A 25,693-nucleotide genomic window follows, 5' to 3' on the forward strand; every position below is an offset into this window, starting at 1 on the left:
GTGGTCGCTCCGCCGGCGCTCTTCACGACACTCTGGTCCGGCCGCATGAACTGACTGTTCGGCCAATGTTCGAGGAATGTAAAACCGTCCCCGCTGGCTCGCGACGACGCTCCAAGGGCTCCGTCCTTGCTGTTGAATGGACGCATGGAAGACAGCCGCGGATTGGTGCTGATTGCCGAGGATGAACAGGCAATTGCCGATATCCAGCGCCTCTATCTGGGCCGCGCGGGTTTCGGCGTACACGTTGAGCGGGACGGGATTTCCGCACTGGCACAGATCAAGCGGCTCAGACCGGTCGCGGTGATTCTCGACGTCGGGCTGCCCGGCATGGACGGAATCGAGCTCTGCAGGCAACTGCGGCAAGCAGAGGACTGGACGCCGGTACTGTTCGTCACGGCCCGCGATGAGGAGGTGGACCGTGTCCTTGGCCTGGAATTGGGCGCCGACGACTATCTCACCAAGCCGTTTTCGCCCTCCGAACTGGTCGCCCGGGTCAAGGCAGTGCTGCGCCGGACCGAAGGAACCCCGCGGTCCAAACCACTCGTGCTGGGCAGCGTCGAACTGGATCCGCTGAACAGGACCGCACGCGCCGGCACCGAGGAACTCACTCTAACCGCCACCGAATTCGACCTCCTCGCGTACCTCATGGCCCAGCCTGGCCGTGTCTTTTCCCGTGAGCAGCTCCTGTCCGCCGTGTGGGGGCAGGCCAGTTACGCCGCCGGGCGGACAGTTGATGTGCACGTAGCGCAACTCCGCGCCAAGCTCGGAAGGCACTCCCCCATCGCGACGAGCCGCGGCGTCGGCTATTCGGCCGCAGCTCCCCAAACGTCCGGACCCCGCCCCGCCGCCGGGGGAGCCACGTGAGGCGCTGGTTCGGCACACTGGCCGGGCGCACGACGGCGGTGATCGCCGCCGTCGCGACTGTCGCCGTCGTGCTTGCCGGCCTTCTGGCGGCGCAGCTGGTCAACGCCACGGCGGTGGACGAAGCCAAGAAGTATCTCGCGGTTGAGGCTGATTCCCTCAGCAAACAAACGAGCATTGGCGGCCTGCAGGACCTTCGCGCAGATCTGCTCACGCACGGGGCGAGGCTAGCGCAAATCAGCACCGACGGCCGCGTGACAGGCGGCGGCGCCAGGCTGGTGGATGCGAAGACCGTGGCGGATGTATTGGCCGGAAAGTCGGTCTCGACGTCGGTGAACGGTCCACAGAACACCGTGGTCCTTGAGGCGCGGCCCTTGGCGGCCGGCGGCGGCGTGGTACTGGCGCAGCCCGTGTCCGAAATCCGCGCGGCCGCCGCTCCACTGCTGAGCCGCATGCTGATTGCCCTCGCAGTTTGCCTCGCGTTCGCCATCGTGGCCGGCGGCCTGTTGGCGCAGTGGTTGAGCCGGCCCTTGGTGCGCACGGCCCATTCGGCCCATCGTCTCGCAGCCGGAGAACGATCCGTGGCTGTGGCGCCAGGCGGGCCGGCCGAAGTGGTGGAGGTTTCGCAGGCGCTGGCGGCCCTCGACGCCGCACTCCGGACCAGCGAGGGGCGCCAACGCGAGTTCCTCCTCTCCATTTCACATGAAATCCGGACACCCCTGACCGCGCTGCGGGGCTACGCCGAGGCGCTTGCCGATGGCGTGGTCAGCGGAGACGACGTGAGCGGGGTCGGCCGGACCCTCGTGGCCGAAACCAACCGCCTGGACCGGTTTGTCCGCGATCTCCTGGAATTGGCACGGCTCGAGTCCGACGAATTCCGCTTGGAACTGCAGCCCGTGGACGCATCCTTGATCCTGCGCGAGAGCTGGCAGGCCTGGCAAGCGATCTGCGTCCAGAACGGGATCGCGGGGCGGCTCGAACTGCCTCTTGGGCCATTGCCGGTCCGCGGCGATGGCCAGCGGCTGCGGCAAGTGGTGGACGGCTTGCTGGAGAACGCCCTGCGCGTGACGCCTGAAGGCTCTCCCGTTGTGCTCGCGGCGTATCTCACCGGCAGCGGGCTCACCGTGGAAGTGCGCGACGGCGGGCCGGGCCTCACGGAGGCGGATGCCGCCGTCGCGTTTGAACGCGGTGCGCTCTTTGCCAGATACAGCGGAGAACGGCCTGTTGGAAGCGGACTGGGTTTGTCCATCGCCGCAAGGATCGTGCAGCGCATGGGCGGCCGCATCAGTGTGCGCTCTGCGCCTGAGGGCGGCGCGGCATTCGTGGTGGAGTTGCCCGGCATTCCCGCGGGCTCCCGGCAAACGTAGACTCTGCGCATGGCTGATGTTCCAGTGGGTTCGCTGCACCACGTAGAAATTTGGGTACCCCACATCAGCAGTGCGTGACTTGGCGCACGCGTCTTCAGTTCGTGGAAAGCCAGGGGTTGACCAGCGGTGATGAGTTCCAGCCGGTGCCTTATCACGCACTAACGGCGTGACCTAATGTCGCCGAAGTGCTGTTTATCAGGCGGGTTCGAACGGCGTCCGAGCACCAGCGGGGACGTTTCCCTTATGCTTTTGCAACAGAACCAAGGGCTCAGAACCCCGAGGTTCCCACGAAAACTTGGATGAACGCGAAGAAGATTGTCGCGATTACGGTCACGTACAGCAGCGCAGTGATGATCCATCCATAGTCGCCCAGGATCTGCGCGGCCTTGTCCGGTACCGGTATTATCCCGGCGGTGATGTTCCGGATGGTCAACCATACGAAGAGTGGAATCATCGCGGCCCAGACGATCATGCAGAATGGACAGAGTATGTGGATGTCGTAGAGGGCCTGGGACCATAGCCATACTGCGAAGATGAAGCCGAGAGTGACTCCTGTTTGCAGTCCTAGCCAGTACCACCGTGCAAACTTGGCCCCGGACAGAAGCGCCATTCCTACGGTAATGATGATGGCGAAAGCCACGATTCCGATGAACATGTTGGGGAAGCCGAAAACGGAGCTTTGCCATCGTTGCATCACTTGGCCGCATGAAATCCAAGGGTTTACGTCGCAGACGGTGATGTGGTTGGGGTCCTTGAGCACCTCGAGCTTTTCTAGGACAAGGATGCCGGAGGCGAACCATCCGACAACGCCGGCTACCACCATGAGCCAACCAAGGTGCCGATTGCTCGTCATAGGAGGGCTAGTTGCGGTTCGCTTGTCCGAAGATAACGTCTGTCCATCGGTACGAATGCCGGTGGCTGATGACATAGTGGGCATTCCTGGGGTGTCCTTTTCACCTGGTACTTCCTGCCAGTGTAATGGCCGGAGCGAAGTACTTTGGGAAGAACGCCTGGTTGCGATTTGCAAACACCACCGTCTCGCAAATCTCCATCTACTAAGAAGCGAATTGTCGAAAATCCGCCGTCGGAGCAGCCGCGCGGCACTGACTATTTCGGCCCTGCTTTTGGGACAATTCGTTACCTCGTGTGGTGACGCGCCGGGGGACAAGATCCCCACACAGCAGGAGCCTGCCATCGCTGTCGTCCCCAATCCAGCAAGCGGGGACGCCGTCTCCAGACCGATCGACCATTTCCTTCCGTCTAGTATGCAGATTCTTGCTTTGGCGAAAGCACAGCAACGCGACGTAAACGAATGCCTCCAGGCGCATGGGTCGAAAGGGCACTTCCAATGGTCATCTTCGGACGCGGAGTTGACTCACTTTATTGACGGCCTGGTCAGAGACCGCACTATTAGGTCAGACCTATGGGGGTACTTTGACGTCGCAAATGCCCCCATACATGGTTACAAGCGTGGCGATGGCTCAGGTGCGATTGAGTCATCCGCGGAAGGTGCACCCATGGATCTTGCAGACCGCTGTTTGGACGAGGCAGTAAAGAGCCACTTGGGGACGGTGGCGTTCACCTTCGCGGAAGATAAGGCATTGATCCGAGGGGGGCCTGTGACCGCCCTTGCCGATACTCGATATGTTCGTGTTTCAAATCAGTGGTCTGCTTGCATGAAGGCTGAAGGATTTGAGTACAGAGACCCAATCGCTGCAATTGATGACGTAAAGTGGCGCGGGACAGAAGAAGCGACCGCATTAGAAGTCGCTGTGGCAACCGCGGATGTGCGGTGCAAAGTAGAAACCAACCTCGTTTGGTTGGGTGCAGCCGTTCAGTCGGCCTATGACAATAGATACATAACCGAAAATGCTCAAGAGTTGAATGATTTTAAGGACAGACTTCGTCAATACTCCGACTGAGGTCGCGCCAAGTTCGCGGCTCTTCACGGTTCGTGGTGATTGTTCTGCCGTGATGGATGTTCATGCCGCTGTTCTGGCGGCATTGCGCAACAGGATACGCGTTTTGTAGTTGCGTGCGTTGGTGAATCCCCAATCAGTTAACCGGCCTTCGATGACCGGACACGCCACGAATTTCCAGAAGCCTCGGATGCCGTCGTGCGGGTAGGAGACTGGAAACAGTCCTGCCCGGAGGAGGACGAATGGGACTACAGGTTGCCACGTCAGAGGACGGGCACATTCTCACAGGCGCCGCTGACGCCACCGGGGAATTGGTCAACGGATTCCTGGCCCATCTGACGACAAGGAATTTCTCGCCCGCAACGCGCCGGGCGTATGCGTTCGACCTGTTGAACTTCCTGCGTTTTCTCATGGAGCGACGGCTCGGACTGGCAGATGTCGCCCCGACTGATCTGTTCGATTACCTCGATTGGCAGCAGCAGCCGCAGAAGAATTCCGGCGGCACGGTTGTCCGGCTCACTTCACGCACGGGCGCGGCACCGGCGACGATGAACCGGCGGATTGCCGCAGTTCGGAGCCTGTACGACTACGCCGTGATAGCCGGTGCCGTGAACGAGAACCCGGTCCCCGCGGCGCGGCGTTCTTCCGGTTTCCGGGCCATGCGGCGCGGGCTACTCGGGCATCTAGGCAAGGGCCGTGAGCGGGGCGGGGGCCAGCTGGTGCGTGAAGCGAAGAGGCTTCCCTTTGCCCTGGATCCTGCGCAGGTCGCCGTTTTCATCGCCGATCTGCTGACCGCCCGCGATCGTTCGATGGCACTGTTGATGCTGCTGGGCGGACTGCGCGCGTCAGAGGTACGACTGCTGCCGCTGGCCAACGTTGATTTTGGTCTGCGCAGGGTCAGGGTTAAGGGCAAGGGAGGAAAGGAACGTGTCGTGCCGGTCGACCCGTCATTCTTCACCGAACTGGCCTCCTACCTGCGCACCGAGCGCCCGGCCGGCTGCACTGCCCGGGAATGCTTCGTGGTGTTGCGCGGACCGACCACCGGCCGTGCCCTGACTGAAGCCGGTCTACGGCGGATCTTCCGCACCCACCGGCTGCGGCCAGGCACCCCGCTGGTGCGTCCGCATCGGCTGCGCCATACCTATGGAACGGAACTCGCCGCTGCCGGAATCGACCTGCTGGTGCTGCGCGACCTCATGGGCCACGCCAGCCCGGAGACGACCGCCGGCTATGTCCATCTGTCGGCAACAACGCTGGCCGAGGAGTACGCGGCTGCCAGATCACGATTGGAGTCATGATGTCTACTGTCACGAAACCCCTCCTCCGGCCGGCGCCCGGTGATACAGATCTGTGCGAGGACTACTTCGGGTTCGTCGCGGAACTTTCCTGCGGTCCGCAGGCAAAATACCTGCGCCGCCGGCATGCGGCCGCCTTTCTGAACAATTACCCGAATCCCATGGAGTGGATGCGTCGTCCCGTCGCCGAACGCCTGCTACAGATCAAACGCCTCGACGCCTGGCCCTTCCTGTCCTGGTGCTTTGCCACCGGCCGGCTTGTCCCCGATCTGGAACTGCTCACACTCAAAGGCAAGGGCACTCATTTCTCGCTCTGGTCCCGGCTGCATCCAGACGACGACACCGCGGTTAGCCGGGCGGCCACGACGTTCGACTGGAGCGCGGAATGGGAACAACGCGTCATCGGCAACGCGTTTCCGCTGCTTTGCATGACCCGCGGCGTCGACCTGCAATCCATGACGGAGGCCGATCTGGATGCAGTGGAGCAGGCTATCTCGGCATCGACGCTGCTGGCGCCGCGCACGCGGCGAGTCCTTGGCGGTCAGCACCGCTGCCTGCGAAAGCTCTGCTATCAGCTAGGAGTCACGGACATTCCGCCCGTTCACCCCAACCGCCGGGAACGGACGCCGGCGCAACGGGCTGAGACGGTGCCGCAACCACTGATCCGCCCCGTCATCGCCCGCTACCTCACGACCATCGCCGCGACACTGCGCCCTGCCACTGTTACCTCCCGGGCCGAACACCTGACCCTGCTGACAGTCTGGCTTTCCGGGAAACACCCCGAATGCCGCGAACTGACGGGCCTCACCCGGGCGCACCTCGAAGAATTCCTGGCCTGGGATGCAACCCGGCTTTCCCAAGGACGGCGGGGACGCGGGGAACGGATCTCGGTCACCCACCATATGCACGCCGTGATCAACCTGCGCAGCTTCTTCGATGACCTCACCGCCTGGGGATGGGCCGACCGGCCAGCCGAGACCGTTGTCCACCGCGCGGACATCCCGCGGCCGCCAGCGCCGTTGCCCAGGGCGCTGGCCCCACAAACAGACAGCGCCCTGATGAAAGCCGTCGCGAAGCTCCCCGACACCGCCGCCCGGGCCGGGATCACACTGCTGCGAGGCGGCGGCCTGCGGCTCGGGGAACTGCTTGATCTCGAGCTCGACTGTCTCTGGGACCTGCCCGGTCACGGCACCTGGCTCAAGGTCCCGCTGGGCAAGCTGAACACCGAGCGCGTGGTCCCTCTCGATGACGCGACCCTGGCGGCCCTGGACCAATGGATGGGCGAGCGGGGCTCCCAGCGGGCACTGCCCCATCCGCGCACCGGCCGCCCAGCAGACTTCCTGTTCACCCTGCGCGGCAGCCGAATCGGAGCAACCCGGATCCGCCGCGGCCTTGACGACGCGGTGCGGGCTGCCGGACTCGTCCGCCCCGGCGGAACACCCGAACACGTCACCCCGCACCAGCTCCGCCACACCTATGCCACCGAACTAGTCAACGCCGGAATGACCCTACAGGCCCTCATGGCGCTGCTGGGCCACGTCACCCCAGAGATGACAACCCGCTACGCCCACCTCGCCGACACCACCGTCCGGGCCTCATACGACTCGGCGATGGCCAGGATCCGCGAAAGCCGGCAACTTCCCCTGGTGGTCAGCGACCGGCCGGTCGTGCCCGAACGCATCGAATGGCTCCACAGCGAAATGCTCAAGACCCGCGTCGCCCACGGGTACTGCTCGCGCCACCTCGCTGCCGAAGCCTGCCCCTACGCCAACATCTGCGAACAATGCGACAACTACACCACCAGCACCGAATTCCTTCCCCAGATCGAGGCGCAAATACACGATGAAACCGAACTCAGAGAAGACGCGCTCGAGCGCGGTTGGGACAGCGAAGTGGCCAGACACGCCCGCGTCATCACCAGCCTCCAGAAACACCTGGACCGGCTAAAGGCCTGACAGCAATAAACCCAAGCTTGACCCAGACGCGAAGGCCGGTTAAGGCCCGCTCGTTTGATGTGTTTGATAGCTGTGTTGTTGGCTTCTACTTTCGCTGTTGTCGCACCGGTGACGATGAGGACTTCGATTTCTTTCCACCACCGGCAGATCGTGCGCCAGAGACGGTTCGTTTCCGGCTGCGAGGCTCGTTCGACCAGATTCTGCAGGCGGTCTTTCGCCGCGGCCGCGTCGGCGAGTGACCCGGTGGCGAGCAGTGCCCGGAGCTGTTCTTTGACCTGCCAGGAGCCTGTAGCTTCCCGGTGGCGAACACGGTGCTGAGCATGTTCCGGGCCCGGTCCGAGAGTGTATCGCCGCCCGCGCAGGAGCAGCCGCCGGTTGGCCCAGACCGGGTCGATGGAACGTCCCCGGCGGCCGTGGACCTGCTGGGTGAGCCGTTGCCGGACTTCGGTGAGCATGTCCTTGCCGAGCTTGACCAGGTGGAACGCGTCGACCGAGACTGCCGTGCGAGGGAGCCACATTCGCAGGGCCTTGCGGAATGCCGCTGACGGGTCGATCGCGACGACCTGCACGCCCAGGCGCCAGGGCGTCGACATCGGGCAGTGTCAGCGCCGCGGAATCGAGGGCCCGCTGGACCAGCCACCATGAGACGCCGAACGAGGAGGCGGCTTCCGCGGCGGCCCGTCCGGATCCAATGACGGCGGCCACGAGGGCGTCGCGGAGCCGGCGGTTGGACCGGGCGCGGCGCGGGACCTGGCCGGTCTCTTCGGCGAAGGTCCGCCGCGGGGGCAAAAACTCATCGCAGAAGAATCTCCGCTTGGCCCAGACCACTTCGACCGGGCCCGCGACGGGGATGTCGCGCAGGCGCCGGGGCCGGCGTGAATGCATGCGGGTGCTGATGACTCCACAGGACGGGCAGCCGGCCTCGGCGGTGGCTTCGACGCGGACCCGCCGCTGCCCGAACGCGAGGACCTCAGTCACGCAGCTAAGCAAGTGAGCCAAATCAGGCCTGAGGGCGGCGCGGCATTCGTGCTGGAGTTGCCCGGCATTCCCGCGGGCTCCCGGCAAACGTAGACTCTGCGCATGGCTGATGTTCCAGTGGGTTCGCTGCACCACGTAGAAATTTGGGTACCCCACATCAGCCGGGCTCAGGAGGAGTGGGGCTGGCTGCTCGCCGAACTGGGCTACGAACAATTCCAGGAGTGGCCCGATGGCTGCAGTTGGAAACTCGGAGCCACGTACATCGTGATCGAACAGTCCACTGCGCTCACGGGAAGCACGCACCGCAGGACGGAGCCCGGGCTCAACCACCTCGCCTTCCATGCTGGCGCCAGGGAGAACGTGGACCGGCTCCGGGAGCTCGGCGCGGACTCGGGCTGGTACGAGATGTTCGAGAGCAAATATCCGCACGCCGGCGGGGCCGACCACTACGCCGCCTATCTGGTGAATACCGATGGCTACGAGGTTGAGCTGGTGGCCGGCTGATCAGCCGTCGGCGGTAGTGGGACTGAATTCTGGATCGTCCTGTTGATCTTTCCCGGACGTGCGGGAATCGCTTCGGAAGATCCAATATTTGTAGAGGAAGAAATTCCACGTCATTGTCGAAACCGTGGAGACGACTTTCCCACCGGCATAGGTGAGCGCGAGGGTATCAAAAAAATTGACAATAACGTCCGTCGCAAAAACGTTGAAAACGACCAGAAGGCCGTAACGGAACATGCTAATGTGCGCCCGGTTATTGGACTGGAAGGTATATGAGCGCTGGACGAAATAATTAAAGACGAGACTCGAGAGGAAAGCTGCTGGCGTGGCAAACCACAGGTCCACCCCCAGGCCTTCGTGCAGCAGAACTAGCAGACCAAGATCAATGGCAAAGGAGAGCCCTCCGACAATCAAGAATTTAAGGAGGTGGCTGCGCTGAACAAAGCCCACCAAGCGCGTCACTTGAGCACGCGGGTCTAGCGCCACTGTTAGCACCCCAAAATCGTCAATGTCATATAACTGCGGCTTCCGGCGGAGACAGCCTCGCCTCAGCGACCGCAGGGCTCGATCAATCATAGCTGCTCCGGTTCCAGCGAAACGCCGCGCATCGAACCCTCAAACAATGCCGTTGACCTGTTTTGGCCGGCTTCAGGCACTCTCCCCGACAGCCCGATTTTTGACGATCAGGTGCGATAACGTATCAGCACGATGGTTACCATTTCTCCAACCCTGTCTAGCGCAGCGCGCAGGCCGGGGGCGCTTCCGACACTGCGGTTCACACTCATTGCGTTACCCATAATTGCCGTACTTTCCATGATTTGGGTGTTCGCCTCACCTCTGATGTCAGTTCCCGATGAGCCGGCTCACACCATCAAAGCCGCCGCAGTAGCCCGTGGCGAGCTCACTGGAAGCTCAACCGGCAAGCAGGGCGAGCAGACTATTGTCATAGTTCCGAGATACATCGCCATGATTAGCGCTCAAGGTTGCTTCGCTTTCAAAATTGCCGCGACGCCTGCCTGCGCCCCTCCAATCGACGCCACAGCGCGAGACCTCGTGCAAGCTCAAACGAGCGCCGGCAACTACAATCCGATGTACTACGCCATGGTCGGCCTTCCCTCACGGTTCATGGCGGGTGAGCCCGCGATCTACTTGATGCGCCTGATCAGCGCCCTGATCTGCTCGGTGTTCCTTGCCGCGACCATCGGCGCTGCGGCTTCATTGCGCCGTCGGTTCTGGCCAATGGCAAGCTGCCTGGTTTCCATCACGCCGATGGTGCTTTTTCTCAACGGCTCGATAAATCCCAATGCACTTGAAATAGTTACAACTTCTGCTTTATTTCTAAATCTTTGCGTTGTTCTCCAGTATCACCGACGCCTCGAAACCGTTCGCACCAGCATAGTTATTGTCGGAATTTCCGGTGCCGTTTTGGCCAATACCCGCGCACTTTCGCTGCTCTGGCTGGCATTGGCAGTAGTTTCAGCCGTCTTGATTTTCGGAATAAAGCCGATAGTTGCCGTCGTGAAGAATCGATTGGGCCTGGCAATGACCGCGCTCATCGGCCTTGGTTGCGCTGCCAGTCTCGCCTGGCTGGTCGCGGCCAATAGCCTTAGCAGCCTGACGGGTACCCCCAGTGATGTGACACCGGATCAGGCTTTCGTCACGATGCTCGACCGCTCATTCGACTATGCGTCCGGCTATATCGGAATCATGGGTTGGCTCGACACCGGCGCGCCCGCCGCCGTCTACGCCTTTTGGCATTTCGCCTTTGCAGCCATCATCATAGGCGGCCTCACCGCACGGCCTCTTCGGGCCCGGCCCGCGGTGTGGATCCTGCTTGTCGCGGTGCTGATCCTGCCGCCGATCCTTCAGGCCCAAGTAATACAGCAAATTGGATACATCTGGCAGGGCAGATACTTGCTGGCCCTGTTTGTCCTGCTTCTGCTCGCATGTGGAGTGGCCATGCGTATGCGCCCGACACCCAGGGGACCATGGGCGCGTTCCTTGTCTCCGTGGCTATTTGCCGGAGCCGTAGGCGTACACGTTTACCTCTTCGTGTTTGTCCTTCGGCGGTACACGGTAGGTCTCCAAACGCATACGAACTGGACGGAAATGTTCGATCCCCTGTGGCAGCCGCCCCTCAGCTGGCAGGGGCTGACAATTGCATACCTCCTGGTACTTATTGTCGGGGCAGTCATCGCACACAGGATCCTCTTTCCGCGCACCCGGCGTCTTCCCCGGAATGTTGAACGACCCGAGGCTGAACTCATCGTTAGCTAGCCCACGGAACACTCGTACGGGTCAGTCGAGGATGCGACAGGGCACCTTGACACCCTTGATGGACCAGTCCGTCGGGGCTATCGGGACGATCTGCTCCGGTTCGGCGCCAGGCGTCCGGCATGCCGCGCGGGCCTGCTCAAGGTGGTCCGTCCAGATTGGTCCGAACTCGCGCCCCACGGCCACCGGGAAGAAGTAGACGAGCATCAGCACGGCCAGAATGCCGAGCGACGCTGGCCGGGCCGAGCGCCCCAGAACTTCCCCCAGAAGCGGCAAGAGTGCGAGCAGGAACATGGACGGCGCCACAGCATAACGCCCGAGGTGCAAGGCGTTCCATCCGGCGTCGTCGAATGCGGCGTAGTCGAGGAACGGGCGGAAGTTCAGGGCCACGGCCGCGCACGCTATCACGATCGACCCGCCAAGGAACGCGCCTGCGGCTACCCTCTCCCGGATCCGGCCTCGCACAAGGATGACAGCGGACGCCGCGAGGAAGAGGACCGCCGCCAGCGCAACCGGCACCCAACCGAAACGGACTACCACGCGGGATATCTGCCCGGCCGTTCCGAACAATACGGCGGACGGGCCGTCGACGAACCACCCGTATACGACCGATAGCCAGTTCATGGGCGGCGCGGCCGGGTTTTCGCGCGGGTACGCCAGCGTCGTGAAGACCTGCGCCCCCACGCCGACAAGGAGGGCTAGCCGCGGACCCCAAAGCCGCGCGTCCCGCAGTCGGTATACAAACAGGGGGACGAAAACCGCGGCCTGTATCTCCGTCAGGCCGACGAGCAGCGCCGCAACTGTTAGGAGGGCACCCTCGGCCCATGTCCGGGGCCGTTTCATAAGGAGCCACGGCGCCAGGTACAGGAAGTACCAATGCAGGTTCGCGAGGTTTCCGAGTGCCTCCTCCGGGCTGGCGGCAACCAGGACAGGCACCGCCGCGAATCCGAGCCGGACCCAGACATTCCTGGACAGCACGGACGAGCAGTGGAACACGAGCGCCGCGACACCGCCCACGATCAGGCACGCCGCCACGGTCACTGCGATCGCCCACGCATCCACAGGGAGCAGCCTCACGACCAACCACGCGACGCCGCGAGGCACCACGTGAAGGTACCCCTGGTACGGGGCGAAGATGCCCCGGAGGCCGGCGTCCTTGAGCACGTCGTTGATGAAGATCCCGCCATCCTCCGCCCACAGGGTTCCGATAGCCGGGGCCGGGAGCCGCGCGAGCGAGAGCAGGGCCGAGACCAGGACGATCGACGCGTACACCACAGGGTTCCGCCAGTGGACAGTAGGAGCGAAAAAGGCGCGACGGCGCACAGTCAGGACAGCCAAGCGGGGACCCCCAAGAGAAAATTGCAGACAGAAGGCTGATTCTACATCGTCATCGAACCCCGGGGCCCGCTAGTACACCCTCTCGTGGGCAGACACGCGGTTCGCTTCCGGCCAGCGCGTCATGGGCGACGTTCGCGCCCGTTCACTTAACGCTGAGTTCTTGTTCAGGCACGGGTTGTTGTGCCTTCATCGTCGGCCTCTTCAACTTCATCGCCGGGCGTTCCACAAAGTAGTAAGTCAAAGTGGACAAGGACAGTGTGATCGCCAGGACAAGGAGCCCGTTCAGCGGCAAGGAGAGAGTGTTTTGACCGAATGTCCAGTGATGCGCCATCAGCCAAAAAATTACGGACAGATGCCAAAGATAGATGCTGTAACTCATGACCCCCGTGAAGCGGAATGGCAACCATTCGAGAACACGGGCCGTTCTATTGAGGTCATCTCCCCTGGATGACGGTAAGACGACAGCGACCAATACCAACGCCGCAGCCACCCCTGAGACCGTGGAAATTACAGGTCGGGCAAATTCGAGGGCCAGGATCTCGATCAGTGCCGCGGCCAGGACAAGCGCTGCCTTAACCCGGGTCTGCACACGCTCCACACCGCGTTCGTGGAGCATGACCACTGCGACAGCGGCGAGCATTCCGTATCCAAAGAGATCCGCTTGGGCCAGGAAGCTCCGAAGGAAGACCGCACTGCCAGTCTGCCCGAAGCCGAAGTTCGCAGCATCGATTGGGCTCATCCGGCTTGCTGCGTCACTGGCCCAAACCGTAATTCCAAGGCCGACAATGACCATGGCAAGCGGCGCGCAAACCAGGGCGGAAGTCTTTCTCGATCCTTTTCGAATCCTCCACAGCGCGAGAACCGCCACCAATGGCAGGACAAAATAAAATGTGATCTCAGCAGTCAATGACCACGACACGGGCAGGCCACTCATGACGTACTCCGGAACAAACATTTGAACGAGAAGCACGTTGGCTGCGATCTTGAGAGGATCTGTGAGCCTGCCGATGTTTTCCGGGCCGAACCCGTGCGTGCTGCCGTGAAGGTAAACGGAACCGACGAAGAGTCCGGTGACAACGAAAATCACGATGTACGCGGGATATATTCTCAGCAGCCTGTTGTAGGCATAGCGACGGAAGGACGGTAGCTGTCTGCCCTGCACGATCGCGGAAACGAAGGGCCTGTACAAGAGAAAGCCGGAGAGAACGAAGAACAAGGTGAGGCCCTGGTTGCAAAGCGAAAAGAGAATTTCCAAGGGCCCGGTCTGCACTTGGAATGATGTCGTCAAAGCAAGGTGGTAAACCAACACCGATAGGGCCGCAACGCCTCGAAGGCCTTCAATTCCGGCTAGGCCGAAGTTACGAAGGCCTTCTGCCCGGATTTGTTGTGTTTCCGGGCGGAAGGCCTCTTTTCTGCCGGAATGTGTAGACAGAATATTGGGCGAGTCATACCCGATACTTGAGGAAAATCACGCTATTGTCTTGGTATGACTCAGCGAGACATGCCTGTTCACGTAGTCAGAGTTCGGAAGTCCCACACGGACAAGCACGGCCAGGTCCGTGACTACCGGTCGGCCTACCTGCGCCGGACCTTCCGCCAGGAAGGCAAGGTCCGCAATGAGACCGTGGCCAACCTCTCTGCCCTGCCCGAGCACGTGGTCGATCTGATCGAGGCCGGGCTCAAGGGCGAACAGCTCGTTCCGGCCGGCAGCGCTGCCACGGTGACACGGTCCCTGCCGCACGGGCACGTCGCCGCGGTGGCCGCGCAGGCCGGGGCGCTGGGGTTCCCGGGACTGCTGGGCCCGGCCTCGAAGCAGCGGGACCTGGCCCTGGCCCTGATCATCGCCAGGGTGTGCCGTCCTGGTTCGAAGCTGGCCACGACCCGGTGGTGGGCGGACACGACATTGGCCCAGGACCTCGGGGTGGACGGTGCCGGCACGGACGAGGTCTACGCGGCGATGGACTGGCTGGCGGCCCGGCAGCAGGGCATCGAAAAGACCCTGGCCACCAGGCACCTGTCCCCGGAGGCGAACCCGAAGAAGCTGGCGTTGTTCGACCTGTCCTCCTCCTGGGTCACCGGGCACCACTGCGAGCTGGCCGCCCGGGGCTATTCCCGCGACGGGAAGAAGGGCCTGCCGCAGATCGAATACGGGCTGCTCACCGAGCCGGACGGCCGGCCCGTCGCGGTCCGGGTCGTGGCCGGGAACACCGCGGACCCGGCCGCGTTCGAAGCTATCGCCCAGGAAATGAAGACGACCTTCGGGCTTCAGGAAATGGTCATGGTCGGGGACCGCGGAATGATCACCTCGGCCCGTATCGCCGCGCTGAAGGAACTCGGCGGCCTCGGCTGGGTCACGGCGCTGCGGGCCCCGTCTATCAAGGCCCTGGCCGCCGATGACGGGCCCCTGCAGATGTCCCTGTTCGATGAAACGAACCTGGCCGAGATCACCCACCCGGACTATCCCGGCGAACGGCTCATCGCCTGCCGCAACCCGGCCCTGGCCGCCGAACGAACCCGCAAACGCCGCGAGCTGCTCGAGGCCACCGACGCCGAGCTGGCGAAAATCGCCGCCGCTGCCGAGGCCGGCCGGATCCGCGGAGCCGGGAAAATCGGGGTCAGGGCGGGCAAGGTCATCGGCAAGTACAACATGGAAAAGCACTACACCCTCACCATCGAGGACAACGCCTTCGGCTATGCCCGCAACGAGGAGCAGATCAGAGCCGAGGCCGCCCTGGACGGGATCTACATCATCCGCACGTCCGTCGGCGCTGCCGCAATGGACGCGGCAAGGGTCGTGGCGACCTACAAGTCGCTGGCCGGCGTCGAACGCGACTTCCGCTCGATCAAGTCCATCGACCTGTCCCTGCGCCCGATCCACCACTGGACCGAAACCAGGGTCCGCGCCCACGTGTTCATCTGCATGCTCGCCGCCTACCTCGTCTGGCACCTGCGCCGGGCCTGGGCGCCCCTGACCTTCACCGACGAAGACCGCCCGGCACCGGCTGACCCCGTCGCCCCGGCCAACCGCTCGGAAGCGGCGGACAAGAAAGCATCCACCCGCACATCCAGCGACGGACACCCTGCCTACAGCTTCCGCGCTCTGCTCGAGCACCTCGGAACACTGACCCGAAACGACATCCGCTACGGCACCGCCCAGGACCTCCCGGTCATTCCAACCCTCGCGATCCCGACCCCCATCCAACGCCAAGCCTTCGACCTCATCGGAGAGCCCATCCCCATCCACATCAAGTAGACAGAACCCCAGCCCCCGAAAACAGCGAAATCCCCGCCGAGGCGGGGATTTCGCACGTCATCACGGACGTAACTTCGGGCTAGGCGACGACCCCACGATGGACGTACGGTAGTGGTGTCCTGCACGGGTGGTTCCCCTCAAAAGGCGGCTGTGTGATCCTGTGGGAGCTTACAGGATTCACTCAGCTGTCCGTTCACTCCGGCGGAATTTTGCAGCGTAAATAATCAGGTTCGTTTGGCCGTTTCACTCAGCGCCAGGACCCGGGTTCTGGAGCCGGGCCTTCAGCGCCGCCGTATCCACGCCCAGCTTATGGAGCAGGACGGCGGCCGGATCGGGTTCGTGCCGCTCCAGCAGTGCGAGCAAGAGGTGCCGCGTGGTGATCCTGCGGGCCTTCTCGCGGGTGGTCAGTATCAGGGAGTCCTGAATGACTGAGCGGGCGGCCGAGGTGAAGGTCGTACGGCTGCTTCCCTTCGGGGCGTTCAGGGGGCCGAAATCCCCCAGCATGATGCCGACGGCTTCAAGCGCCTGTTGGTCGAGGGTGTCGAGCTGGGCGCGGGCGGATTCGAGGTCCGTCTCCAAAGTCCGGCAACTCTCGGGGTCGTGGAGCAATCCCAGAAGCAAATGGTCCGTGCCGATTCGCCGGTCTCCACGGCGTTTGGCTTCCTCGGCGCCGGAGTGGACAGCGGTTCTGGCTTCGCCGGCAAATCGTTCAAACATGGCAGACTCACTTTCCGTATTTGGCGTGGGCCGACTGCTTGGAGACGCCCAAGGCATCACCGATTTGCTCCCAGGACCAGCCTTGCTGACGCGCGAGGGCCACGTTGGTGGCCTCGACTTTTTCGGCCAGGCGATGCAGGGCACCGACGGCGCGGAGGCCGATGGCCGGGTCCGTCGCCGGGATGTGGGACGTCAGCTCATCACCATTCATGCTGTCAGTTTGAACTGACAGCAGTCGTCTGTCAATACAGACTGACAGAATCCTCCTGGGCAAGGATTGACCTGACGCGACGCCGCATGGCGATCCTTGGCCAACGGCTCAGGCCCACCAACGCCTCGCATTCCAGGATGCCCCGGAGTCCGTCGTCCAACCTCTCCGGCTCCAGCTCCTCGAAACCGAGCCTGCGATAGTAAGGCGCATTCCACGGAACATCACGGAAAGTGGTCAGGGTCAGCCACTCCAAACCCTCGGCCAGTGCCCACTTTTCGGCAACATCGAGCAGCTCGCTCCCGAGACCTTGCCGCGCATGCGATGGGTGGACACTCAGCTGCTCCACGTGCGCATTTCCGTCGAGGTGTTCAAGCAGGAGATAGGCCACGGGAACGTCTGACGCGTCGGCAAAGACCAAAACACCGCCGCGCGCCTGGTAGAGAGCCAGCTCCGTGACGGTCAACGGCTCGTCCTCTGCGATGGCGTCCATTCCACACGAGCGGAAAATCTCGCCCGCGGCGAATTCGATCCTGCGAAGCCGCTCCAGTTCGTCCACGCGGGCCGCCCTGATCATGCGGCGGCACCGTTGCGGGCAAGGTATTCGTTGCGCTGTTCGATGAGGTTCTGTAGGTATCGCCCGAGGAAAGCTTTCTCCGCAAACCGGCCCACGACGCCGAAGGGCGCCGCGAACTCGACGCGATCGATCATGAGCGTGCCGCCGTCGTCGGGAAGGAACTCGTGCACGTGCCTGAAGAAACGGAAGGGACCCCGCACCTGCTCGTCCGTAAATGAATCAGGGAAACGAAACCGGGTGATGCGGCTGCTCATCCGCAGGGGTACAGCGAAATGCCAGGCTTGCCAGGTGACCTCGTCGCCTTCAGAGAGCAGTCCGGACACGACGCCGGCAACCGCACGTTCCCGGGACTTGGCCATGGAGCCCACGTGCGCGTCGACGTTGCGCGAGAGGTCGAAGAGTTCCCCTGGTTCCATTCCGATATGCGTATGGCATGTGAACGACACAGTCATGCTTCGATCCTGCCACCGTTTCGAAACAGCCGTCGACCCAACTGACTCGCAGTAGTTGTCGTTATGCGAGCCCAAAACGACAACAACTGCGAGCCAGTTGGGTGGGAGGGGACTTAGTTGGACGGGAAGTTGTACGACGCTCCTGAAGCGTGTGTCGACTCAGGCCAGCGGGAGGTGACGACCTTGCCTCGGGTGTAGAAAGACACACCCTCGGGACCGTAGATGTGCTTGTCCCCGAACAGCGAGGCCTTCCAGCCGCCAAAGGAGTAGTAAGCCACGGGAACCGGTAGGGGCACGTTGATGCCAATCATGCCGACGTCCACGGAACGCTGGAACTTCCGGGCGTTCGCTCCGGAGGAGGTGAAAATCGCGGTGCCGTTGCCGTAGGGATTGGCGTTGATCAGCCTGATGCCTTCATCCAGGTCCTCCACCCGCACCACCACGAGGACAGGTCCGAAAATCTCCTCCCGGTAGGCGGTCATTTCGGTCTTGACGTGGTCGATCACGGTGGGCCCGAACCAGAAGCCGTCTTCGTGGCCGGGGACCACGAGTTCGCGGCCGTCCACGACCATCGCGGCGCCGGCCTGCTCCGCCTCGGTCACCGTCTTGACGATGAACTCCCGGGACTCGGGACTGATCACAGGACCCATGTCGGCGTCGGCCTCCGTGCCGTTCTTGACCTTGACGTCGAGGGCGCGCTCTTCGACCTATGCGCTTGGCCAGCGAAATGTCACCCCAGGACACCGCGGCCTCCTTGGCGATGGCAACCGTCGCGTCCAAATCCGAGCGGTTGGCCAGGCGAAGCTGTGCAGTCACGGCACCCGTGGCCGGGTTGTAGACGGGCTTAGTGCCCGTTCCGCTACCGGCAGCTTCGGCTCCGCTGATGAAGTGGTTGATGATGGTCATTACTGCTCCTGTAGTAGGTGGTGCTCCACGGCATGTACGTCGTTGACATCCCGCGGCAAGCCGGTGGCGAGTGATTCCTGGAGCGCCAGGCGCACAGCCAGGTTCTGTTCGGTCAATTCCCTCTGGACGAGTTCGGGTCCGGAGTTGCGCACCCACGCGCTGAACCGTTCGATTTCGGTCTTGAACGGGTCTTCCCCGATGTCGACAGACTCAGTCCGGCCGTCGCGGAAGGACACAGTAACGCGGGCAATTTCGCCCGGATCCGGGTCGAAGGCCTTGTCCAGGGTGATCTGGCCTTGCGTACCGATGATCTGGAACGTGTTGGTGCGCGGGCCCTCGAAACCGCAGTCCAGCGTTCCCAGGACGTCTCCATAGTCCAGGATCGCGGCCATAGTGGTTTCCACCGCGTCCGTGCGGCTTGTGCCTTTGCCGAAGACGGTTTGCGGCGCGCGGCCCATGACCATGTTCATGATGTCGACGGCGTAGCATCCGACGTCGTTGAGCGCACCTCCGTCCATTCCCGGCTGGAGGCGGACCTCGCCTTCGCTTCGGTCCATCACGAAGTGGAAGCGGGCGTGCATGGACACCAACTCGCCGATCTTGCCCGAGTCGATGAACTCGCGGACTTTCTGGTGCTGGGGATGGAAGCGGTACATGAACGCTTCCATCAGGTTCACCCCGTTGCGTTCGCAGGCTTCCAGCACCCGGCGATAGTCGTGGGTGTTGGCGACGAGCGGCTTTTCGCAGAGGATGTCCTTTCCAGCCTCTGCGGCCGCAACAATCCAGTCGGCGTGCAACGAGTTGGGGAAAGGAAGGTAGACGGCTTCGATGCTTGGATCGGCCAGCAATTCCTCGTGTGAAGAATAGGCGGCAGGGATGCCGAAGCGCTCTGCAACTTCGGCTGCCCTTCCGTTCGGACTGCTGATGGCCGACGCAACCGCATTCCGGGCCCGGCTCATGGCTGGCAGGAACCGGCCTTGGGCGATCCGTGCCGTGGTCAGCACTCCCCAGCGGACCGCGCTCATCGGTCGATTTCCGTTTCGAGTTGACGCAGGAAGGCCACGGACTGACGGACATCCTGGACCGGGCCGTCGTCGGTAGGTTCGGCTTCGAAGATGGTGTCCTGCTCCATGGTGAACCAGCCCTCGTAACCGGCGCCCAGCAGGTCGCGGACGATTCCGGCGATGCCGACGTCGCCTTGTCCCAACGGCACGTACATGCCTGCCTTGACGCCGTCCGTGTAGGAAATTTCGCCGGCCTGGACCCGCTGCGCGACGGCCTTGCGCACGTCCTTCAGGTGGGTGTGGCCGATTCGTGAGGCGTAGTCGCGAACCAGAAGGGCAGGGTCGGTTCCGCCGATGAGCAGGTGGCCCGTGTCCAGGCACAGGTTTGCGGCGGTGTCGTTCAGGACCCGGTTCACGTCCGAGGTGCTTTCGATCATGGTTCCCACGTGCGGATGGACCACTGCCTGGATGCCCTTGTCCGCGGCTGCTTTGACCACTGCGTCAAGGTTCCTGCCGAACAATTCCCAGCCTTCGGCGTCGAGCTCGTGGCGCTGGTCGTAACCTGCAACGCCGGTCTCCGCCGCGAGGACCATGACGCTGGCCCCGGCAGCTTCGTACGCGTCCAGCTCCGCCGACACAACATCCAAGGGGCTCTTGGACGGATCGTGCAGGATGACGGGGAAGAATCCGCCGATGGCCTGGAGGTTGTGCCGCTTGAGCACCTCCGCGCGTTGGGCGGCCTGTTCGGGGAGGAACCCGGCGGGGCCGAACTCGGTGGCGCTGATACCCAGCGCGGTCATTTCGGACAGGACCCTGTCGGCCTCGAGCTGGTGGCCCCATCCGGGGACTTCACAGACGCCCCAGGAAATGGGTGCTGCGGCAAGGCGCTTGGTGATGGCGCTCAATCTGATCCTCCGTATACGTTCTGGTCCCAGTCGATGACCGAACCTGTGACAACACCGCTCCGGTCGGAGAGGAGAAAGACAATGAATTCGGCGATCTCGTCCACTTGTCCGAGCTTTCCCATGGGGACGGACGCGTTGGCTTTCTCCAGCCAGTCGTCCCCTGCGCCGTGGAATTTTTTCTGGGTTTCGGCTTCGCCGTCCGTGGCGGTCCAGCCGATGTCGAGCCCGTTGATGCGGATCTTGTCCCAACGGTGCGCATGTGCGGCGTTGCGGGTTGCTCCGGCCAGGCCGGCCTTGGCTGCCACATACGGCGCCAAGTACGGCTGCCCGCCGAGTTCGGCGATGGAGATGACGTTCACAATGCTTCCTGGCACGCCCCTGCTACAAAGATGCTTGATGGTTTCGGCCATGATGAAGAACGGCGATTTCAGGTTCACCGCAATGTGCGCGTCGAAGAGCTCGGGCGTCGTGTCCAGCATGGTGCCGCGGGTGGTCAGGCCGGCCGCATTGACCGCACAGTCGAGTTGGCCGAAGAGGCTGATCGTCTCAAGCACCGAGTTCCGGGCCTGTTCGACGTCGGCAAGATCGGTCTTGATGAACCGGGTTTCGACGCCCGATGCCGTGATCTCTGCGGCGAGTCGTTCACCCGAGTCCGCGTTCCGCCCGGTGACCGCGATGCCGGCCGCACCTTCGGCAGCTGCGCGTCTCGCGACGCCGGCCCCCAAACCTTGGGTACCTCCGCTGATGAGGATCACTTTGTCTTGGAGAAGTGGCATGGCTACGGCTGCCCGATCTTGACCGAATTTTCGATCCTGACGGCGCGGCCTGACCGGGCGGACTCTTCGGCCGCATTGGCCAAAGCGAGTGCTTGCAGGCCGTCGTCGAATCCCGGACTGCAGGCAGTGCCTGAGCGGATGGCCTTGGCGAAGCTGTCCAGCTCGTTCCGGTAAGCCTCGGCGTAACGCTCCAGGAAGAACGGCAAGTAGGCATCGGACTCTTCGGTGCCCGCGGCGCCATACTTGCGCACCGTCGTCGGGGTGACGTTGCCTGCGCTGAGCATCCCCTCGCTGCCGAACGCTTCCAGGCGCTGGTCGTGGCCGAAAGCGCTGTGGCGGGAGTTGGTGATGGTGACAAGTTCGCCGTCGCGGCCCTTGAGGGTGATGACCACCGAGTCGAAGTCCCCGGCTTCCTCGATGTAGTCGCAGAACACGTTGGCGCCCGTGGCTGACACTTCGATGATGTCCGGCACGAAGAACCGGGCCATGTCCAGGTCGTGGATGCTCTGGTCCCGGAAGATCCCGCCGGAGGTGGCAATGTAGGCAGCCGGGGCGGGTGCCGGATCGCGGCTGATGATGGTGAGTTGTTCGAGGCGGCCGATTTCACCTGCCGCGACGCGCGACTGGATGGCTGCGAAGTGCGGATCGAAGCGTCGGTTGAACCCAAGCATGAGGGGCGTGTTGTTGCCCTTGATCGCGTCGCGGCAGGCGAGCGCACGCTCGATGTCGAGGTCGATCGGCTTCTCGCAAAGAGCCGCCACGCCTTGCGCCATGGCGCGCGAAATCAGGTCCACGTGCGTGCTGGTGGGCGAGCCGATCACGACGGCGTCAAGGTCACCGTTCGCGAAAACTTCGTCGGCCGACTCGACGGCGACAGCACCGGTCCCGGCCGCCAACGTGCGGGCGCCCTCGATGAAGGGGTCGGCGATCCATGCCAGTTCCAGGTCCCGGTGCTCGGCGATGTTCCGGGCGTGGACTTGACCGATACGGCCGGAACCGAATAGCGCAACTTTGAGCGGTCGATCAATGGACATGTGGAGTGGTCCTTTCTAGCGGGTTGCCCGGGAAAAGCCGGGCTTGGCTTGGTTTTGGCGGTTTGACGGGGTCGTGCCCAACTTCGGACCGGTCATGGCGTCGCGACCGCCGCGGGCGTGCGGCCAGCGAGGACGTCAACCGCCCCCTGGGCGGCATCCCTGACGGTGTGGGCCATGCCTTGCCGAGTGAATCCCATTAGGTGCGGAGTCAGGACGACGTTTTCATGGTCGAACAACGGGTGGTGGGCGGGCGGCTCGGGATCGTACACATCCAGGCCGAGCCCGGAAAGCCGGCCCGACTGCAGTGCCTCGTGGACGGCGTCAAGGTCGATGAGTCCGCCGCGGCTGCAGTTGATGAGGATCGCTCCGCGACGCATGGCCTTGAGCCGGTCCGAATTGATGAGGTTCTGGTTCTCGGGTGTCAGGGGCGCGTGGAGGGTGACGAAGTCGCTGCCTCCAAGGAGTTCGTCCACGGTGTCACAGCGGATCTCGGCGGGGATTTCGGCGAAAGGATCGTAGGCCAGGACCTTCAGCTCGAAGGCCTCGGCGATACGCGCCACCCGGCGGCCAATGCGGCCGTAACCGATGATGCCGAGCGTGAATCCCTCGAGGTCTCCGACGCCGACGGCGGCACGCTGCTCCCAGCGTCCCTCGCGGACCAGCGCGGTCAGTGGAGAGAGCTTCTTGACGAGCGCCAGCAGGTGGGCGAACACGCCTTCGGCCACCGAGGCGGTGTTGCTTCCGGGCGTGATGACCACCGGGATTCCGCGTCGGCTGGCTTCGGCGACGTCCACGAGGTCGGTTCCGACGCCGGTTCTGGCGATGACTTTGAGGGCGGGCATGCGGTCCAACAGTTCCCGGTCCACGCGGTAGGCAGCCCTGACGATGGCGGCATCGGCGTTGGCCAGGTCCTCATCGGTGGGGTCCTGGATGAGCCGCTGGTGTTCGGAGAGGAGCGGTTCCACCAAGGCGGGTTCGACGCTGCCGAGAGCGACAAAGATTTGGGGTGTGGTTATGGAAGCCATCGTCATCCTTGAAGATGTGGGTATGGGGCTGCGCCAGGTATGGCGCCGCTGGTACGTCTAGAAGCCTGGTGTTCTAAAGGCCTGTGTTCTAGAGACCGAGGAGGCTGGACTTCCGCACGACCAAGTGAGGCGTGACGGAATGGTGGACGAACCCGCTGCCTTCACCATGGATGCGTTCCAGGAGGGTTTTGGCCCCTGTGACGCCAATGGTGGAGCTGTCCGGATCGACGGTGGTCAGTCCGAGGCGCGGCATGGCACCCAGCGCGATGTTGTCATAACCGGTGACGGCTATTTCGACGCCGCGTTCATCGGCAGCTGTCATGGCACCAAAAGCGGCGAGGTCGTTGATGCAGGCCAGCGCGGTGGGGCGCTGGTGCTTGGAGCGGGAGCCCAGGGCCCTTTGGGCGGCAACATAGCCGGACTCCTGGAAGAAGTCGGCATCGACCACGCGGATATAGCGGGCCAACCCGTGCTCTTCCATTGCTGCCGAATACCCGTCCACGCGTTCCCGGCCGACCGAGCCACCAAGGCCGCCGAGGTGCACGATGTTTTCGTGTCCCTGGGCGATCAAGTGCTCAACAACCATGGACATGCCAAGGGCATCGTCGCTTCGGACGATATCGGCCGTATCGATGTAGTCCGGTCCCCCGCCGGCAAAGACCACAGCCCCGCCGGAAACGGCACGGCTGAACGGTGCTTTGTCAGGCACCGTTCCGACGACGAGCAGGCCCGCGACCCGCAAGTCCCGGAAGGCCTGCAGGATGGACTGGTCCACTCCCCTGCCCGCCGCCGTGACCGCACTGAAGAGGACGGTATGCCCGGCCTCTTCAAGTACGGTCCGCGCGGCGTCGGCGACGTCGAAGGCCCAAGGGTTGTGCATATCGCTGACCAGCACACCGATGGTTCCGCTGTCCCGTGTTGCCAGTGACCGGGCCGCGAGGTTCAACTCGAAGCCCATCTCTTCAACAGCCTTGAGCACCCGCTGGCGGCGTTCGTCACTGACGCGCGGTGAGTCGCGCAGCACGAGTGAGACCAACGACTTGGAAACGCCGGCGCGTTCTGCCACGTCCATGATCGTTGGCCGCCGGTCGGATGGGGCTGCCATGGTTACGCCCGCGCTGCCGTGGTGCCGTGGATTTCCTCGATCTTCTGCCATTGACCGGACAGCGAGGATGCCTCCGCGGCGCTGACAATGGCTGCGGCTGAAGCGGCGTCGTGGATGTTGGAGTTTTCCTGTACTCCTCCGGTGACGGCGACGAGGAACTTCTTGGCCTCGATGACCTTGAGGTCGTCAAAGCCCATGCTGTTGCCGGGCCCGGGTTGGAAGTGTGCGTAGTCGCCGTGGCGTGGGCTGGCGTTGACCGTGGTGTAGCCCTGTTCGTCGTTGTTGCGGCCGAGGCAGACCTTGAGTTCGTTCATGCGCTCGAAGTCCCATTTGAGCGAGCCTTCGGTCCCGTAGACCTCGATCTGGTAACCGCATTCGGGTCCAACGGCAACGCGCGAGGATTCGATGGTGCCGACGGCGCCTGCCCCGCGGGCGGACGGGCCGAAGCGGACCAGCGCTGCAGCGTAGTCCTCATTCTCGACCTCTCCCATTTCACCGTTTTCGATCACCGCGAAGTGCGTCCCTGACCCCATCGCCAGCTTGGGTCGCTGCGTGTAGACCGTGCTTGTGAGCGCGGTTACCTCGGCGATGGGCCCAACTACATATTGGCACAGGTCCGTTGCGTGGCTGAACAGGTCCGCCAGCACGCCGGTGCCGGCTAGTTTCCGGTCAAAGCGCCAGGACAGGGCGCCGTTGGGCTCCGACGCGTACCCGGAGAAGAACACCGCGCGGACGTTGGTGATACGGCCGAGGCGCCCGTCCGCGATGAGCTTCCTGGCGTGCTCCACCGCCGGGGCGTGGCGGTAGTTGTAGCCGATGGAGGTCACGACGCCGGCCTCCACAGCGGCTTCCTGCACGGCTGCGGTTTCTTCGTAGCCGCGTCCTACGGGCTTTTCGATCCAGAAGTGCTTGCCGGCTTTGGCCGCTGCGATGCCGATTTCGGCGTGCAGGAAGTTGGGGGCGCAGATGGAAACGACGTCCACGTCCGGGTGGTTCAGGACATCGTGGTAGTCGGTGGTGCCTTCCGCGAAGCCAAGGACGTCGCGGGCGTAGTCCACCCGGTCCGGTGCCGTGTCCGCCGCGATGACCAGCTTGGTGGTCAGGCCGAGCTCGGGGTAGGCGTATGGGACCGTCTGGTAGGCGCGCGAGTGGAGCTTGCCCATCCATCCAACGCTGATAAGGCCTACACCGACTGTGCGGGATTCTTGGCTCACGTTATTGCCTTTCTCGTTGAAAATTCTCG

General features: G+C 63.2%; 23 protein-coding genes and 3 pseudogenes. 8 read left to right on the top strand and 18 right to left on the bottom strand.

Features of this window, described 5'->3' with window-relative positions:
• Nucleotides 1–144 precede the first annotated feature (144 nt).
• Complete coding sequence (locus ABD742_RS21265) at nucleotides 145–864, top strand: response regulator transcription factor (RefSeq protein WP_234754067.1); 720 nt, start codon at nucleotides 145–147, stop codon at nucleotides 862–864.
• Entirely contained in the window at nucleotides 861–2,228 is a 1,368-nt protein-coding gene (locus ABD742_RS21270; RefSeq protein ID WP_234754068.1) for a sensor histidine kinase, read from the top strand. Before ABD742_RS21265 ends, ABD742_RS21270 begins: the two co-directional genes overlap by 4 nt.
• A gap of 268 nt (nucleotides 2,229–2,496) precedes the next feature.
• Here the strand turns inward: ABD742_RS21270 and ABD742_RS21275 are convergent, their stop codons facing one another.
• The gene (locus tag ABD742_RS21275) at nucleotides 2,497–3,165 is read right to left on the bottom strand and encodes a vitamin K epoxide reductase family protein (RefSeq protein WP_234754069.1); all 669 of its coding nucleotides are present in this window, start codon (nucleotides 3,163–3,165) and stop codon (nucleotides 2,497–2,499) included.
• 580 nt (nucleotides 3,166–3,745) lie between these two features.
• Between ABD742_RS21275 and ABD742_RS21280 the strand changes: the two genes are divergently transcribed.
• The 3 genes from ABD742_RS21280 (at nucleotide 3,746) to ABD742_RS21290 (ending at nucleotide 7,397) form a co-directional block, all read left to right on the top strand.
• Complete coding sequence (locus tag ABD742_RS21280) at nucleotides 3,746–4,150, top strand: hypothetical protein (protein WP_234754070.1); 405 nt, start codon at nucleotides 3,746–3,748, stop codon at nucleotides 4,148–4,150.
• A gap of 239 nt (nucleotides 4,151–4,389) precedes the next feature.
• Complete coding sequence (locus ABD742_RS21285; protein WP_234754071.1) at nucleotides 4,390–5,445, top strand: tyrosine-type recombinase/integrase; 1,056 nt, start codon at nucleotides 4,390–4,392, stop codon at nucleotides 5,443–5,445.
• Nucleotides 5,445–7,397 (top strand): tyrosine-type recombinase/integrase, encoded by a 1,953-nt coding sequence (locus ABD742_RS21290; protein ID WP_234754072.1) that lies wholly within the window; start codon nucleotides 5,445–5,447, stop codon nucleotides 7,395–7,397. Before ABD742_RS21285 ends, ABD742_RS21290 begins: the two co-directional genes overlap by 1 nt.
• A 104-nt stretch (nucleotides 7,398–7,501) precedes the next feature.
• Here the strand turns inward: ABD742_RS21290 and ABD742_RS24420 are convergent.
• Nucleotides 7,502–7,990: pseudogene (locus ABD742_RS24420) on the bottom strand (transposase); the annotation flags it as partial.
• Nucleotides 7,991–8,477: 487 nt separating this feature from the next.
• Here ABD742_RS24420 and ABD742_RS21300 point away from each other — a divergent pair.
• On the top strand, nucleotides 8,478–8,879 hold the full coding sequence (locus tag ABD742_RS21300) for a VOC family protein (RefSeq protein ID WP_234754073.1): 402 nt from the start codon (nucleotides 8,478–8,480) through the stop codon (nucleotides 8,877–8,879).
• Here ABD742_RS21300 and ABD742_RS21305 read toward each other — a convergent pair whose 3' ends face one another.
• A complete protein-coding gene (locus ABD742_RS21305; RefSeq protein WP_234754074.1) occupies nucleotides 8,880–9,452 on the bottom strand; it encodes a GtrA family protein in 573 nt (190 codons plus the stop codon).
• 246 nt (nucleotides 9,453–9,698) lie between these two features.
• Here ABD742_RS21305 and ABD742_RS21310 point away from each other — a divergent pair, with 246 nt between their 5' ends.
• On the top strand, nucleotides 9,699–11,153 hold the full coding sequence (locus tag ABD742_RS21310) for a DUF2142 domain-containing protein (RefSeq protein ID WP_344788964.1): 1,455 nt from the start codon (nucleotides 9,699–9,701) through the stop codon (nucleotides 11,151–11,153).
• Nucleotides 11,154–11,174: 21 nt separating this feature from the next.
• On the opposite strand, the gene ABD742_RS21315 is transcribed toward ABD742_RS21310, so the two are convergent.
• Nucleotides 11,175–12,488: a hypothetical protein gene (locus ABD742_RS21315; protein ID WP_234754076.1), complete on the bottom strand. Its 1,314-nt coding sequence runs from the start codon at nucleotides 12,486–12,488 to the stop codon at nucleotides 11,175–11,177.
• A 142-nt stretch (nucleotides 12,489–12,630) separates the two neighbouring features.
• A complete protein-coding gene (locus tag ABD742_RS21320; protein ID WP_308193897.1) occupies nucleotides 12,631–13,944 on the bottom strand; it encodes an acyltransferase family protein in 1,314 nt (437 codons plus the stop codon).
• A gap of 45 nt (nucleotides 13,945–13,989) precedes the next feature.
• On the opposite strand from ABD742_RS21320, the gene ABD742_RS21325 reads away from it, so the two are divergent.
• Nucleotides 13,990–15,741 carry an IS1634 family transposase gene (locus ABD742_RS21325; protein WP_344788433.1) on the top strand — a complete coding sequence of 584 codons (1,752 nt, stop codon included), beginning with the start codon at nucleotides 13,990–13,992 and terminating at the stop codon, nucleotides 15,739–15,741.
• Between the two features lie 243 nt (nucleotides 15,742–15,984).
• On the opposite strand, the gene ABD742_RS21330 is transcribed toward ABD742_RS21325, so the two are convergent.
• From ABD742_RS21330 to ABD742_RS21385, 13 genes and pseudogenes are all read right to left on the bottom strand, one after another.
• Nucleotides 15,985–16,458 carry a Clp protease N-terminal domain-containing protein gene (locus tag ABD742_RS21330; RefSeq protein WP_234753989.1) on the bottom strand — a complete coding sequence of 158 codons (474 nt, stop codon included), beginning with the start codon at nucleotides 16,456–16,458 and terminating at the stop codon, nucleotides 15,985–15,987.
• A gap of 7 nt (nucleotides 16,459–16,465) precedes the next feature.
• A complete protein-coding gene (locus tag ABD742_RS21335; protein ID WP_234753988.1) occupies nucleotides 16,466–16,669 on the bottom strand; it encodes a hypothetical protein in 204 nt (67 codons plus the stop codon).
• Between the two features lie 31 nt (nucleotides 16,670–16,700).
• On the bottom strand, nucleotides 16,701–17,243 hold the full coding sequence (locus ABD742_RS21340) for a GNAT family N-acetyltransferase (RefSeq protein WP_234753987.1): 543 nt from the start codon (nucleotides 17,241–17,243) through the stop codon (nucleotides 16,701–16,703).
• Nucleotides 17,240–17,695 carry an SRPBCC family protein gene (locus tag ABD742_RS21345; RefSeq protein WP_234753986.1) on the bottom strand — a complete coding sequence of 152 codons (456 nt, stop codon included), beginning with the start codon at nucleotides 17,693–17,695 and terminating at the stop codon, nucleotides 17,240–17,242. The genes ABD742_RS21340 and ABD742_RS21345 overlap by 4 nt, the downstream gene beginning before the upstream one ends.
• A 113-nt stretch (nucleotides 17,696–17,808) precedes the next feature.
• Nucleotides 17,809–18,402 (bottom strand): annotated as a pseudogene (locus ABD742_RS21350) (aldehyde dehydrogenase family protein); the annotation flags it as partial.
• Nucleotides 18,403–18,418: 16 nt separating this feature from the next.
• Nucleotides 18,419–18,601, bottom strand: a pseudogene (locus ABD742_RS24425) (methylmalonate-semialdehyde dehydrogenase (CoA acylating)); the annotation flags it as partial.
• Entirely contained in the window at nucleotides 18,601–19,626 is a 1,026-nt protein-coding gene (locus ABD742_RS21355) for a Gfo/Idh/MocA family protein (protein WP_234753984.1), read from the bottom strand. The pseudogene ABD742_RS24425 and the gene ABD742_RS21355, both read right to left, overlap by 1 nt.
• Nucleotides 19,623–20,510 (bottom strand): sugar phosphate isomerase/epimerase family protein, encoded by an 888-nt coding sequence (locus ABD742_RS21360; protein ID WP_234753983.1) that lies wholly within the window; start codon nucleotides 20,508–20,510, stop codon nucleotides 19,623–19,625. Before ABD742_RS21360 ends, ABD742_RS21355 begins: the two co-directional genes overlap by 4 nt.
• Nucleotides 20,507–21,286, bottom strand: coding sequence for an SDR family oxidoreductase (locus ABD742_RS21365; protein ID WP_234753982.1), 780 nt, complete (start codon nucleotides 21,284–21,286; stop codon nucleotides 20,507–20,509). The genes ABD742_RS21360 and ABD742_RS21365 overlap by 4 nt, the downstream gene beginning before the upstream one ends.
• 2 nt (nucleotides 21,287–21,288) lie before the next feature.
• A complete protein-coding gene (iolG, locus tag ABD742_RS21370; RefSeq protein ID WP_234753981.1) occupies nucleotides 21,289–22,320 on the bottom strand; it encodes an inositol 2-dehydrogenase in 1,032 nt (343 codons plus the stop codon).
• A 92-nt stretch (nucleotides 22,321–22,412) separates the two neighbouring features.
• Nucleotides 22,413–23,345 carry a hydroxyacid dehydrogenase gene (locus tag ABD742_RS21375; protein ID WP_234753980.1) on the bottom strand — a complete coding sequence of 311 codons (933 nt, stop codon included), beginning with the start codon at nucleotides 23,343–23,345 and terminating at the stop codon, nucleotides 22,413–22,415.
• Nucleotides 23,346–23,433: 88 nt separating this feature from the next.
• On the bottom strand, nucleotides 23,434–24,450 hold the full coding sequence (locus ABD742_RS21380) for a LacI family DNA-binding transcriptional regulator (protein ID WP_234753979.1): 1,017 nt from the start codon (nucleotides 24,448–24,450) through the stop codon (nucleotides 23,434–23,436).
• 2 nt (nucleotides 24,451–24,452) lie between these two features.
• On the bottom strand, nucleotides 24,453–25,664 hold the full coding sequence (locus ABD742_RS21385) for a Gfo/Idh/MocA family protein (RefSeq protein WP_234753978.1): 1,212 nt from the start codon (nucleotides 25,662–25,664) through the stop codon (nucleotides 24,453–24,455).
• Nucleotides 25,665–25,693 lie beyond the last annotated feature (29 nt).

This window comes from Arthrobacter ramosus (genome assembly GCF_039535095.1).
In the GTDB taxonomy this organism is placed as follows: Bacteria; Actinomycetota; Actinomycetes; order Actinomycetales; family Micrococcaceae; genus Arthrobacter; species Arthrobacter ramosus.